The organism is Mesorhizobium sp. M2A.F.Ca.ET.043.05.1.1, from assembly GCF_003952445.1.
Taxonomy (GTDB): Bacteria; Pseudomonadota; Alphaproteobacteria; order Rhizobiales; family Rhizobiaceae; genus Mesorhizobium.
The window spans coordinates 4883613-4897003 of the sequence record NZ_CP034446.1 but is presented as its reverse complement, the minus strand read 5'-3'; the positions used below and the strand labels follow the sequence as shown (position 1 = coordinate 4897003).

Sequence of the window (13391 nt, the reverse complement as noted above, 5' to 3'; positions counted from 1 at the left end):
GACCACGCCCACCGCGACGCACCCGAATTCGCTACGCAAGGCAATCATCCGCGAGTTGCTTAGCCCCCAAGCTGCTGCAGCTTGCGACAGGCCCGCCTCCTGCCTTCTCGGCATTTCTCGCGACATTTCTCTTTGTTGCCATCCCGGCATCGTCCAACAGATTCCGGTTTAGCAGGTTCGGTCGTTTCCGCTGAACGATTGGCAGAAGGCTCATTAATAGGCAACGAGACTTGCGGCTTGCGACTGACTTTCTTCGGCAGGATTTTTTTGCGTAGCGGCGCAGGTGCTTGAAGCTTGGCGATTCGGCTCTTTGCAATTTCGATGAATGCACCATTCGGAAATGCCGCTAAATAAGCACGGTACATCGAGACATCGGATGTATCCTTGATCGATCTCCAAAATTCGAGCTCTGTCGCCGCGTTGATGTCTGGCTGATAGGGTTCTGCAGGAGACTGACCAGACGCAGCATCTGGGTTGAATGAGAACCCCGGCTCCACCAGGGACGAGTTGCTCCAGGGGACCTGCCTCCCGGAAGTCGCGTTCATGACGTCCAACCGGACGCGACGCATGAGAATTTCGATGTCAATCGAAGGAGTCTTTATGCGCTTCACAAGAGCATCTGCAAAAGGGCTATGATTGGCGGCTCCATCGAGCGCGACATTGCCGGGCTGTGTCGCAAAGCCGATAAAGACCCCCCTGCCAGCATCCAAGGCGCCTAGTCCCTTGCCGACTACAAGGCCGCGACTTTGACCCTGTCCACTCAATTGCTTGACGAAAGGGTTGTCCCGACAGGCATCAAGAAGGACGATGGCGGTATTTTCCTCGGCCGTCATGCCTGCAATAATATCTTGCAAGCGCTCAGCCTCTAAAGCCAAGTCGGCCGGACGTTGAAGGGCGGCATCAACTGGCAAGAGGTAGTTTTCTCCGTTCGCTTGGAGCCCATGGCCGGCGTAGTAAAAAAGGGAGACGTCACCTGGCTGCAAGTTTCGCCTGAATTTTCCGATGAGTTCCCTGAACGTTGATGCGTCAGCATCCAATCCGAGGGTGACCTCAAAGCCCGTCTCTTGCAAAACTCGGGAGATCGCATTCGCATCATTCACCCCGTTGGGGAGCGATGGCGCATAACGGTAGGAAGAGTTGCCGATGACAAGCGCATATCTGTGGCTGCGCTGGCCGATTTCGACCTCGGAGGATGCCGGTGTCGACAAGCTTGCCAGAAAAAGAAGGCACGCGCACAACAAGCAAATCTTGGACATTGCGACGGTCCCGAGTAACGGAGAATATTAGCATCTGTTAAAGCGCGTGGGTACCCATCGTATGAGACGCTCTTGCTTGGGAAAGTGTCCAAACTTGCCGGAGACCGCCCCGCGCGTCGTCACGCTTTTTCGGGCATCGACTTCAAAGAATATTCAATCGCCGGAATGATGCCGCAGCAGACAAGGTGGGCCAATTCACGAGCTTGCGACAACACCATTCGATCGTTCAGGCCACCGCACCCGCCGCCGCCCGTCCGGCGCTGCGCCCCGAAAAGATGCAGCCGCCGAGGAAGGTGCCCTCCAGCGCCGCATAGCCATGCAGGCCGCCGCCGCCGAAGCCGGCTACCTCGCCGACCGCGTAGAGCCCCGGAACCGGCTTTCCGGCGGCATCGAGCACGCGGCTGTCGAGATCGGTCTCAAGCCCGCCCAGCGTCTTGCGGGTGAGGATGTTGAGGCGCACCGCTATCAGCGGGCCGTTCGCCGGATCGAGCATCTTGTGCGGCCTGGCCGTGCGGATCAGCCTGTCGCCGAGATAGGTGCGCGCGCCGCGCAGCGCCGTGATCTGCGCATCCTTGGAGAACGGGTTGTCGAGCTGCCTGTCGCGGGCGCGGATCTCGCGCTCGACCTGGGCGACGTCCAGCAGCGGCTCGCCGCCGGCCAGCGCGTTCATGTGCGCCACCAGCTTCGAAAGATCGGCCTCGACGATGAAGTCTTCGCCTTTTTCCATGAAGGCTTTCACCGGGCCGGGAATGCCCGATGTTGCGCGGCCCAGCACTTGCCGCCAGCTTTTGCCGGTGAGATCCGGATTCTGCTCGGAGCCCGACAGCGCGAACTCCTTCTGGATGATCTTCCTGGTCAGGATGAACCAGGAATAGTCGAAGCCGGTGCTCATGATGTGGCTGAGCGTGGCCAGCGTGTCGAAGCCCGGATAGAGCGGCACCGGCAGCCTCTTGCCGCGCGCGTCGAGCCAGAGCGAGGAGGGGCCGGGCAGGATGCGGATCGCATGCTCGGTCCAGATCGGCGCCCAGTTCTTGATGCCCTCGACATAGTGCCACATGCGGTCGCGGTTGATGATCCTTCCGCCCGCGGCCTCGGTGATCGCCAGCATGCGCCCGTCGACATGGTCCGGCACGCCGGTGATCATGCGCTTGGGCGGCGCGCCCAGGCGCTCGGGCCAATTCCTGCGCACCAGCTCGTGATTGCCGCCGATGCCGCCGGAAGCGACGATCACCGCCTGCGCGCTGAACTCGAACGCGCCGGCCACGGCGCGCGAGCTCTTGTGCCCGCGCTCGACGCTGCTCGCCTCCAGCACGCCGCCGCGCACGCCGGTGACGGTATCGCCGGTGCGGACGATCTCGTTGACCCGGTGCCGGAACCTGAATTCGACGAGCCCACGCTTCTGCGCCTCGCGCACGCGCAGCACGAAAGGTTCGAGCACGCCGGGTCCGGTGCCCCAGGTGACGTGGAAGCGCGGCACCGAATTGCCGTGGCCGACGGCATTGCCGCCGCCGCGCTCGGCCCAGCCGACGACGGGGAAGAATTTCAAGCCGCGCTCGATCAGCCAGGAGCGCTTCTCGCCGGCGGCGAAGCCGACATAGGCCTCGGCCCACTTGCGCGGCCAGAAATCCTCCGGACGGTCGAAGGCGGCCGTGCCCATCCAGTCCTCGAGCGCGAGGTCGTGCGAATCGCGGATGCGCATGCGCCGCTGCTCCGGCGAGTCGACCAGGAACAGCCCGCCGAAGGACCAGTAGGCCTGGCCGCCCAGCGACTGCTCCGGCTCCTGGTCGACGATGATGATTTTCTTGCCGGCCTCCGCCAGCTCGGCCGCGGCGACGAGGCCGGCCAGCCCCGCGCCGACAATGATCACGTCCGCGTCAGCCATTTTTCCTCCCAGAATGAGCCGGCAAACTTATTCGAAGCCTACGCAATTCCAGGAAAGTGTGACGCGGTTTTCCGTTTGGAATTGAGTAAAGCAAAAATCGTCAGACCGGCTCCCAGCCGTCCTTTTCGCCGGCGCGGAAGATGGCGTCGATGACCTTCTGGTTGAGCACCGATTCCTCCAGCGTGAAGACGCGGTCCTTGCCGCCTTGCGCGGCGCGCACGAAGGCTTCGCATTCCAGCCGGTATTGCTGCGTGCCGGGGAAGCGGAATACCTGCGCCTCGGTGTGGTTCTGGTTGTGCAGCTCGATGCGGTGATGCTCGTAGAGCCCGGCGTTGAACGGGCCGAAGACCTCGATGAAGCCTTTCTCGCCGTGGAACACCATCACCTGGCGCGCCGCCATCTGCGTCGACAGGTAGAAGGACAATTCGAAGTCGCCGAAATCGGCGCGGATCGAGGAATAGATGTCGGTGCCGAAGGTCTTGTCGCGCTCGATCGTCGCCTGAACGCGGATCGGCTCCTTGCCGGTCGAGAACCGCGTCGACACCGTCGGATAGACGCCGATATCGGGCAGCGCGCCGCCGCCGAGATCGAGCTTGTTGCGCATGTTGTTGGGATCGACATTGTAGTAGGAGAAGGCGCCCTGCACGTGCCGCAGCCGGCCGATGGCGCCGCTGGCAATGAGATCGCGCACCTTGATCCATTGCGGATGGTAGGTGACCATGAACGCCTCGCAGACCAGCACCTTCTTTTGGTCGCGCAGCTTGATCAGCGGCGGGATGTCCTTGGCGTTGAGCGCCAGAGGCTTTTCCACCAGCACATGTTTTCCCGCTTCGATCGCCTTCGCCGTCCATTCGACATGCTGCGAGGTCGGCAGCGGGATGTAGACGCCGTCTACGTCCGGGGAGGCAAGCAGTTCCTCATAGGAGCCGAAGGCATTGCGGGCGCCGAAACGCTCGCCCAGCGACTTGGCCTTCGACAGGTCGCGGCTGGCGATCGCCGACAGGACGCCGTTCTCCGAATCCACGATTGCCGGCAAAAGCTGCTCGCGGCCGATCTTTGCCGTCGACAGAACACCCCATCGGAACATCACGCTTCTCCATCTCGGTTTACAGGCGACGAGGTTTGCCTGAAATCGACGGAAAAGCCAATGCAGGAGGGAGCGCACCTTCCTCGCCCCACGCAGTGGGGAGAGGTGGCCCGGCGAAGCCGGGACGGAGAGGGGCCTTCGTAGAGTGCCGGGCTTTGGAGTGGACTGACGACAGCACAATTCTGCGAAGGCTCTGCCGACGCGGAGGGCGCCCCCGCTCCGTCTCGGGCTTCGCCCGAGCCACCTCTCCCCCGCCTTCGCGGGGGCGAGGAAATGTGCCGCGCCTACCCCCTCTTCCCCGTCAGCGTCATGTCGAAGTCGACGACATTGGAATAGAGCGGCGTGCCGACATCCATGCCGTAGCGCGACCGCAGCACCTTGCCGGTGACGTGGAATTTGATGGTCCCGCCCTTCAATCCGCCGAGTTCGGCGGTGAATTTCTCCGGAAACGTCTTGCCGCGCGCCGTCAGCCGGCCAGTGACCAGCGCTGTCGTGTCGCCAGTGCGGGTCACGCTGGTCGAGCGGAACTGGATCTCGGGATTGTTGGCGGCGTCGAACACCGCGTCGGAGCGGAGGAAGGCGTCGATGCGGCCCTGCCCCGTGCCAACGCTTTCGGGATAGATGGTGAGGTCGACCTTGGAGCGGCCGACATCGCCATTGTCGATGCGGATCGTGCCCTTGAAGCGGCCGAAAGCGCCGTCGAAACCGCCGCCGCCGGCCTTGCCGATGGTGAAGCGGATCGAGGAGCCAGACGGGCTGATCGTGTAGCTGCCGGCCGCGTCGCTGAGCGCCACCGCCGCAACGGCAGGCACGGCAAGGCAAGCGGCAAAGGCCGCCAATGCGAGGATACGCGCGTTCATGGGTTTCTTCCTTCCGCAGACACGCATTTTCTGCGTTCTTGCCCCACCAACGAATGGTGGCACGGTTCTATTCCCTGCCTGACGAAGGTGTGATCATGCGCGTCAGCACCGAGTCGCGCAGCAGGAAATGGTGGCGCAGCGCCGCCGCGATGTGCAGCGCCACCAGCCCGATGCCGGCATAGGCGAGATACCAATGGACGGACGTCCAAAAGCTCTCCGCTGCGTCGGATTCGGCGAGTGGCAGGTTGGGCAACACGAAGAGGTTGAACGGCATGGTCGGGATCTCCAGCGTCGACACCGACACCAGGGCCCAGCCGGAAAGCGGCAGCGTGATCTGGAAGGCATAGAGCGCGAAATGCGCCAGCGGCGCGGACCTGCGCTCCAGCGTTCCGACCGAAGCCGGTAGCGCCGGCGCAGCATTGCCGAGCCGCCAGGCGATGCGCAGGATGATCAGGCCGAGCAGCAGGAAGCCGAAGGATTTGTGCAGCTGGATCAGCTCGAAGGACGCCCGCTGGCTTGTCGTTCGCACCATGACGTCGCCGAGCACGAACTGGCCGATGAAGATGATGCCGATCAGCCAGTGCAGGACGATCATCGCCCAGCCGTAGCGGGTAGGGGTGTTGGTGAGGGACTGCATGCGAGGCGAACGAAGCCAGCGCCGGCTTTCTTCCGAGAGGGGCGCCCCGATTTCGGGTGCCGGCGCTGCCCCTCATTGCCCTGCCGGCCATTTCTCCCCGTGAACGGGGAGAAAGTGGCTGGCCGCGACGCTGGCGTTCTTTTCCTGCAGCGTTGGCGATTGGCGAAACCGCCGGCCACTGCGCCCTTCTCCCCGTTCAACGGGGAGAAGATGCCGGCAGGCAGATGAGGGGCGGCGCCAGCGTTTGGCAGGACTTGCGATCAACGCTGAATTGATAGCCTGCTGTCGGCGCTTTCAACGACCGCTTACCCGCTCACCTTGAAGAAATCGACAAACGCCCGCAGCGCCGGGCGCATCTGCCGGCGGCTGGGATAATAGACGAAGAAACCCTCGAAGGACGGGCACCAGTCCTCCAGCACGCGGATCAGCCTGCCATCGGCGAGCGGCGCCCGCACATACGGCTCGAAGACGAAGGCGAGACCGGCGCCGTCGACCGCCGCCTGGGCGATCAGGTGGTCCTCGTCGAGGATCAGCGGCCCTTGCGCCGCGATCTCGATATCCTCGCCGTCCTTCTCGAATTCCCAGCGGTAGAGGATGCCGCTGGAGAAACGGAAGCGGATGCAGCGATGCTCCGCGAGCTCGCGCGGATGGCGCGGCTTCGGCATGGAAGCGAAATAGGAGGGCGCGCCGACCACCGCGCCCCGGATGTTCGGCCCGATGCGCACCGCGATCATGTCGCGCTGCAGGCTTTCGCCGAGCCGCACGCCGGCGTCGAAGCCGCCTTCGACCACATCGGTGAACCGGTCCTCGATGACGATCTCCAGTACGACATCGGGATAAGCCGCGGCAAAGGCGCCGAGCCTGGGCGTCAGCGTCAGGTGGGCGGCCGTGCGCGGCACGGTGAGCCGCAGATTGCCCGCCGGCCGGTCGCGCGCCTCGACCGCCGTCTCCAGCGCCAGGTCGATCTCGGACAGCGCCGGGCGCAACCGTTCGAGCAGCTGCGCGCCTTCCTCGGTCGGCGCGACGCTGCGCGTGCTGCGCGCCAAGAGCCGCACGCCGAGCCGCGCTTCCAGGCTCGACACCGCGTGACTGACCGCCGAGGGCGCGATGCCGAGCTCGCGCGCGGCGCCGCGAAAGCTGGCGCATTGGGCGACGGTGGCAAGCACGGCGAGCTGGGAGAGGTTGGTGCGGTTCATTGATCTATATTTTAGAACAAGTCGTGCAAAGGAGAGCCGATTATCGAACGGGCTGCAAGGCGTTATTTCCTGCCCATCGCAATAAGGAGATGCGCCATGCAAACCCGCAAACTCGGAACTGAACTCGAAGTCTTTCCCGTCGGCCTCGGCTGCATGGGCATGAGCTTCGGCTATGGCGGCCAGCCGGAGGCCGAGGCGATCGCCACGCTGCGCCGCGCCGTCGAGATCGGTGTGACCTTCTTCGACACGGCGGAAGTCTATGGCCCGTTCGAGAACGAAATCCTGCTCGGCAAGGCGCTGAAGCCGGTGCGCGACAGGGTCACCATCGCCACCAAATTCGGCTTCAAGATTTCCGAGCACGGCTCGGGCACCGACCGCATGATCGGCGTCGACAGCCGTCCCGAGCACGTCAAGGCAGTAGCGGAAGCGTCGCTGAAGCGGCTCGATACCGACGTCATCGACCTCTACTACCAGCACCGCGTCGATCCCAACGTGCCGATCGAGGACACGGTCGGCGCCATGGCCGAGCTGGTGCGCGAGGGCAAGGTGAGGGCGCTGGGCCTGTCGGAGGTGAGCGGCGCGACATTGCGCCGGGCACATGCCGTGCACCCGATCGCCGCGGTGCAGAGCGAATATTCGCTGTGGAGCCGCGATCCCGAGGACGAGGTCTTCCCCGTCTGCCGCGAGCTCGGCATCGGTTTTGTCCCTTACAGCCCGCTCGGCCGCGGCCTGCTCACCGGCACGATCGCCAAGCCGGACGCGCTCGGCGCCGGCGACTGGCGCCTCACCTTGCCGCGCTTCCAGGCCGATGCGATGGAAGCCAACAACGCCGTCATCGCGGTGTTGGAGAAGATGGCGGCCGAGAAGGGCGTGACACCGGCGCAGCTGGCGCTCGCCTGGGTGCTGCACCAGGGCGATTTCATCGTGCCGATCCCCGGTGCGAGGAAAATCCGCCACCTGGAGCAGAACACGGCGGCGGCCGGGATTGAGCTGAGCGCGGCGGAAGTGGCGGCGATCGGCGATGCATTGTCGCCGGACAAGGTGGTCGGTAAGCGCTATACGGAGGAACTGCTGGCGCTGGTGAATGGGTGAGCGAAGGGCGCTTTGGCACCCGTTGTTGAAAGGCCGGCGCAAGGCCCCCTCTCTGGCCTGCCGGCCATCTCCCCCTCAAGGGGGGAGATCAGAAGTCACACCGGCTTTCGCCAATCGCCAACGTTGCAAGGGGAGCGCCGGCGCTGAAGCTGCCAATCTCCCCCTTGAGGGGGAGATGCCCGGCAGGGCAGAGAGGGGGGCCTCGCGCCGACCTATTTTAGTCTGCACCCCCTTACCACGGCACCACCTCAATCTCCGGCCAGCACTCCCGGGCCCTTCTCCCCTTCGCCTCATGGGTCCGCTGATTGTCCAGCGCCCTGTTCGGCGTGATGCGAAACGAAAAAACATCATCCAGCCCGAACGGCGCCACCAATTCCAGCGCCCCGTCGCTGCCGTACCGCACCCCTAGCGCATGCGTCTTCGACGCAAAATAGCTCACCGACTCGCTCGAACTCACGTACCGCGGGCATTCCCGCCCAAACTTCACCGGATACCACAGATGCACCCTCGCCTGGTTGCGCACCTCGACCGGCAGCGGCAATCCGTCGAAATGCGTCGCCGCCCGGCGGATCACCACATCCTCGGCCTCGTAGGAAAGATCGGCATCGTCGAAATAGAACAGGTCGACGTCCTTGATGCCGTACCCCGGCGGCTTGCCGGTCAGATGATTCCACACGCTGTTGTAGAGCGCGCCGGAAACCACCAGCCAATCCGGCAGCGCAAGCGCCCGCACCCGCGCCAGCGTCTCGGCCAACAGCGGATCGGCCGCGACGATCGCAAGGAAAACCGCGCGTTGCGTTTCGAAGGGAAGGCCGGAATAGCGGAGGTCGTCCATCGCCCTTTGGAAGGCGATTCGCCACCTGCCGGCAATGCATTATGCTCTCAGCACGCCGCCCGTCTGCTTGTTGACGTTCTCGACGATGCGCTTGGCCAGCGCCTCGAAATCCTCGTCGGTGAGCGTCTTTTCGACCGGCTGGATCGACACCTCGATGGCGATCGACTTCTTGGCTTCGCCGAGCGATGCGCCCTCGAAGACGTCGAACACCGAAACGCCGGTGACCAGCTTCTTGTCGGCGGCAAGTGCCGCCCGCACCAGCGTTCCGGCCTCGACCGTCCGGTCGACGACGAAGGCGAAGTCGCGCTTCACCGCCTGGAAGGGCGACAGCTCCAGCTTCGGCTTGGTGCGCGTCGGCTTGGCCTTCGGTTCCGGCACGGCGTCGACGAAGATCTCGAAGCCGCAGATCGGGCCGGACGCGCCGAGCCCGTCCAGCGTCTTCGGATGGAACTCGCCGAAAGTGCCGAGCACCGTCTTCGGCCCGAGCTTGATCGTGCCGGAACGTCCCGGGTGATACCAGGTGGGGCCGCCGGGCTCGATCTGCAGCCGGTCGACCGGCGCGCCGCAGGCTTCCAGCGCCGCGATCGCGTCCGCCTTGGCGTCGAACACGCCGACCGGCCCGGCATTGCCGGCCCAACTGCGGCCCGAACCGTCGAGCTTGGCTGTGCCGCGCCTGACGCCGGCGGCAACGCGCCGCTGCTGTTCGGGCGCGTCGCCTTCATAGGTGCCGGAGACCTCGAACAGCGCCACGTCGCCGATGCCGCGGTCGGCATTGCGCTGCGCCGCGGAGATCAGTCCGGGCAGCAGCGAAGGCCGCATGTCGGACATGTCGGCGGCGATCGGGTTGGCGAGCTTCAGCGCCGTCTGACCGCCGCCGAACAGCTCGGCGTGCTTGGCCGGGATGAAAGACCACGTGACGGCCTCCATCATGCCGCGCACGGCGAGCGCGCGCTTGGCAGCGCGGGTGCGCACCTGAAGCGTGGTCAGGATCTTGCCGTTGACGGCGTCGTGCGAGGTCAGCGGCGTGGCCAAGATGTTGTCGACGCCATGGATGCGCATCACCTCTTCGACCAGGTCTGCCTTGCCGTCGATATCCGGCCGCCATGAGGGCACCGTCACTTTGAAGACGTCGCCCGAGCCCTGCGGCTCGAAGCCGAGACGGGCCAGGATTCCGAGGGTTTCTTCCCTCGGCACCTCGATGCCGGTCAGCCGCTTCACTTCCGAAAGCGGGAAGGACACGACCATCGGCTTGTGGCCTGCATAGCCGGCAACCTCGGTTTCGGAAGGCGTGCCGCCGCAGAAATCGAGCACCAGCCTGGTCGCGAGCTCGACGCCCGGCACCATGAATTCCGGGTCGACGCCGCGCTCGAAACGGTAGCGCGCATCGGTGATGATGCCGAGCGCGCGGCCAGTGCGGGCCGTGGTGATCGGATCCCAGAGCGCCGATTCGATCAGCACGTCGGTGGTGTTCTCGTCGCAGCCAGAATGCTCGCCGCCCATAATGCCGGCGATCGATTCCACGCCATTGTCGTCCGCGATCACGCACATTTCGGGCGTCAGCGTATATGCGCGGCCGTCCAGCGCCAGCACCGTCTCGCCGTCCCTGGCGCGGCGAACCACGAGATTGCCGGCGACCTTCTTCGCGTCGAAGACGTGCAGCGGCCGGCCGCGATCGAAGGTGACATAGTTGGTGATGTCGACCAGCGCGCTGATCGGTCGAAGCCCGATGGCGATCAGGCGCTGCTGCAGCCATTTCGGCGACGGGCCGTTCTTGACGCCCTTGACCAGCCTCAGCGCGAAGCCGGGGCAAAGCTCGGGCGCCTCGATCGTCACCTTGACCGGTGTCGCCCCCTTGCCGGGAATCGCTTCCACGGGTGCTGTCTTCAGCCGCCCGAGCCCGCTCGCCGCGAGGTCGCGGGCGATGCCGTAGACGCTGGTCGCATCCGGCCGGTTCGGCGTCAGATTGATCTCGATCACCGGATCGTCGAGATGCGCGTAGGCCGCGAAGCTGGTGCCGACCGGCGCGTCCTCAGGCAAATCGATGATGCCGCTGTGCTCGTCCGACAGTTCCAGCTCGCGCTCGGAGCACATCATGCCGTGGCTTTCGACGCCGCGGATCTTGCCGACCGAGAGCGTCACGTCGATGCCCGGGATGTAGGTGCCGGGCGCGGCGAAGGCGCCGATCATCCCCGAGCGGGCGTTGGGCGCCCCGCACACCACCTGCACCGGCGGCTTGCCGTCGCCTGTGTCGACGGTCAGCACCCGCAGCCGGTCGGCATCGGGATGCTGCACCGCCGTCAGCACCTTGGCGATGACGAAGGGTTTCAAGCCTGCCTTGTCGTCGACATGTTCGACTTCGAGGCCGATCGCCGTCAGCCGCTCGACGATCTCGGCAAGCGAGGCGTCGGTCTCGAGATGGTCCTTGAGCCAGGAGAGCGTGAATTTCATGGTTCTGTTCCGTTTTGTCCTTGCCCTTCTGGTCGGGGCACACTGGTCTTCAGATGCCTGGGCAGATCGTCCGGCATGTGCAGGAAGGGCAGTTGCTCGCGCACATAGGCATGCAGCGTCGGCTTGAAATAGGCCGGCATATCCATGGCGCCGAGCATGAAATAGATCCGGTTGTCGAGCCGCTTATCGACATAGGCAATCGGCGAGCCGCAGGTGCCGCAGAAGGAGCGCTCCACCAGGCCATTGCGATAGCTTTTCAGCGACTTGCCTTCGAGCGCAACCTGGTCGGCCATGAAGCCGACAAAGGCCGACACCGGCGCGCCCGTGGCGCGCCGGCAGTCGCCGCAATGGCAATAGCTGATGTGGTGCGGCTCAGCCGAGGCCTCGAACCGCACCCCGCCGCAACGGCAGCCGCCGGTGTGGGGTGCGGTCATGTACTCAGCCCCCCGAACAGCGTCGGCAGGTCGAGCGGCCGGAAGCCGTAATGCGACAGCCAGCGCACATCGGCATCGAAGAAGGCGCGCAGGTCCGGCATGCCGTATTTCAGCATGGCGATGCGGTCGATGCCCATGCCCCAGGCAAAGCCCTGATATTCGTCTGGATCGAGCCCGCCGTAACGCAGCACGTTGGGATGCACCATGCCGCAGCCCAGGATCTCCATCCAGTCGGAGCCTTCGCCGAAGCGCACTTCGCCCGGACGCGAGCGGTCGCACTGGATATCGACCTCGAGGCTGGGCTCGGTGAACGGGAAGAAGGACGGGCGGAAGCGCATCTTGACCGACGGCACTTCGAAGAAAGCCTTGCAGAACTCCTCCAGCACCCACTTCATGTTGGCGATGTTGGCGGTCTTGTCGATCACCAGCCCTTCGACCTGGTGGAACATCGGCGAATGCGTCGCGTCGGAATCCTGCCGGTAGGTCTTGCCGGGAATGACGATGCGGATCGGCGGCTTCTGCCGCTCCATGGTGCGGATCTGCACGGGCGAGGTGTGCGTGCGCAACAGCTTGCGCTCGCCCTTCTCGTCCGGCTGGAAGAAGAACGTGTCATGCATCTCGCGCGCCGGATGTCCTTCCGGGAAGTTGAGCGCGGTGAAATTGTAATGGTCGGTCTCGATATCCGGACCCTCGGCGATCGAGAAGCCGAGATCGCCGAAGATCGCCGCGATCTCGTCGATCACCTGGCTGATCGGATGGATGCGGCCGCGCTCGGCCGGCGACTGGCGCACAGGGAGCGTGACGTCGACCTTCTCCGCGGCGAGCCGCGCGGCGATCGCCACGTCCTTCAGCTCCGCCTTGCGCTGGGTGAGCGCCTCGGTGACGCGGTTCTTGAGGCCGTTGATCGCCGGGCCCTTCACCTGCCGTTCCTCGGCGCTCATGGCGCCGAGCGTCTTCAGCATCTCGGAGACCGAGCCCTTCTTGCCCAGCGCCGAGACGCGCACCGCCTCGATCGCGGCCTCGTCCGAGGCCGCCGCGATCTCGGCGAGCAGCGAAGCTTCCAGGGCTTCAAGATTTCCAGCAGTGGCGTTCACGGCGAAACTCTCTTCGTTCGGGCGGACAGCACCCATGTGGTGCGCCACCATCTGGTTTGATCAGGCAAAAGAAAAACCCGCGCCAGCCGTGCCAGCGCGGGTTCCCCAAATCAGTACTAGAAATGCTTGGGAAGCGCTGGCTTAGGCGACAGCGCTCTCAAAAGCATTCGGCGTGGTGTTCTTCAGATATTCGAGCGCGACCTTGGCCTTGGCCACGAGTGCTGCGAAAGCCTGCGGCTCGTGGATGGCCATGTCCGAAAGGACCTTGCGGTCGATCTCGATGCCGGCCTTGTTGAGGCCGTCGATGAAACGGCCATAGGTCAGGCCGTGCTCATGCACCGCCGCGTTGATGCGCTGGATCCACAGCGCGCGGAACGAGCGCTTGCGGTTCTTGCGGTCGCGGTAGGCATACTGCAGCGACTTCTCCACCGCCTGCTTGGCGATGCGGATGGTGTTCTTGCGGCGGCCGTAGAAACCCTTGGCGGCTTTCAGGACCTTCTTGTGCTTGGCGTGGGCGGTGACGCCTCTCTTTACGCGTGCCATGTCATGATCTCCTTAATACGTTGTCCA

Annotated in this window: 12 protein-coding genes; 1 reads left to right on the top strand and 11 read right to left on the bottom strand. The window is 64.6% G+C overall.

Features of this window, described 5'->3' with window-relative positions:
* Positions 1 to 59: 59 nt before the first annotated feature.
* The 6 genes from EJ069_RS23635 to EJ069_RS23605 form a co-directional block, all read right to left on the bottom strand.
* The gene (locus EJ069_RS23635) at positions 60 to 1256 is read right to left on the bottom strand and encodes a caspase domain-containing protein (protein ID WP_126063362.1); all 1197 of its coding nucleotides are present in this window, start codon (positions 1254 to 1256) and stop codon (positions 60 to 62) included.
* Positions 1257 to 1482: 226 nt separating this feature from the next.
* On the bottom strand, positions 1483 to 3138 hold the full coding sequence (locus EJ069_RS23630; protein ID WP_126063361.1) for an FAD-binding dehydrogenase: 1656 nt from the start codon (positions 3136 to 3138) through the stop codon (positions 1483 to 1485).
* A 100-nt stretch (positions 3139 to 3238) separates the two neighbouring features.
* Positions 3239 to 4225, bottom strand: a complete 987-nt coding sequence (locus tag EJ069_RS23625) for a Gfo/Idh/MocA family oxidoreductase (protein WP_126063360.1) — start codon at positions 4223 to 4225, stop codon at positions 3239 to 3241.
* Positions 4226 to 4509: 284 nt separating this feature from the next.
* Positions 4510 to 5085 carry a YceI family protein gene (locus EJ069_RS23620; protein WP_126063359.1) on the bottom strand — a complete coding sequence of 192 codons (576 nt, stop codon included), beginning with the start codon at positions 5083 to 5085 and terminating at the stop codon, positions 4510 to 4512.
* A 67-nt stretch (positions 5086 to 5152) separates the two neighbouring features.
* Positions 5153 to 5722, bottom strand: coding sequence for a cytochrome b (locus EJ069_RS23615; protein WP_126063358.1), 570 nt, complete (start codon positions 5720 to 5722; stop codon positions 5153 to 5155).
* Between the two features lie 305 nt (positions 5723 to 6027).
* Positions 6028 to 6918: a LysR family transcriptional regulator gene (locus EJ069_RS23605; RefSeq protein WP_126063357.1), complete on the bottom strand. Its 891-nt coding sequence runs from the start codon at positions 6916 to 6918 to the stop codon at positions 6028 to 6030.
* Positions 6919 to 7014: 96 nt separating this feature from the next.
* Between EJ069_RS23605 and EJ069_RS23600 the strand changes: the two genes are divergently transcribed.
* Entirely contained in the window at positions 7015 to 8010 is a 996-nt protein-coding gene (locus EJ069_RS23600; RefSeq protein ID WP_126063356.1) for an aldo/keto reductase, read from the top strand.
* Between the two features lie 232 nt (positions 8011 to 8242).
* On the opposite strand, the gene EJ069_RS23590 is transcribed toward EJ069_RS23600, so the two are convergent.
* From EJ069_RS23590 to rplT, 5 genes are all read right to left on the bottom strand, one after another.
* Positions 8243 to 8845: a nucleotidyltransferase family protein gene (locus tag EJ069_RS23590; RefSeq protein WP_126063355.1), complete on the bottom strand. Its 603-nt coding sequence runs from the start codon at positions 8843 to 8845 to the stop codon at positions 8243 to 8245.
* Between the two features lie 39 nt (positions 8846 to 8884).
* Positions 8885 to 11293, bottom strand: a complete 2409-nt coding sequence (gene pheT / locus EJ069_RS23585) for a phenylalanine--tRNA ligase subunit beta (RefSeq protein ID WP_126063354.1) — start codon at positions 11291 to 11293, stop codon at positions 8885 to 8887.
* Entirely contained in the window at positions 11290 to 11727 is a 438-nt protein-coding gene (locus EJ069_RS23580) for a GFA family protein (RefSeq protein ID WP_126063353.1), read from the bottom strand. The genes pheT and EJ069_RS23580 overlap by 4 nt, the downstream gene beginning before the upstream one ends.
* Positions 11724 to 12857: a phenylalanine--tRNA ligase subunit alpha gene (gene pheS / locus EJ069_RS23575; protein WP_126063352.1), complete on the bottom strand. Its 1134-nt coding sequence runs from the start codon at positions 12855 to 12857 to the stop codon at positions 11724 to 11726. Before pheS ends, EJ069_RS23580 begins: the two co-directional genes overlap by 4 nt.
* A 105-nt stretch (positions 12858 to 12962) precedes the next feature.
* Positions 12963 to 13364 carry a 50S ribosomal protein L20 gene (gene rplT, locus EJ069_RS23570; protein ID WP_040968947.1) on the bottom strand — a complete coding sequence of 134 codons (402 nt, stop codon included), beginning with the start codon at positions 13362 to 13364 and terminating at the stop codon, positions 12963 to 12965.
* Between the last annotated feature and the right edge of the window lie 27 nt (positions 13365 to 13391).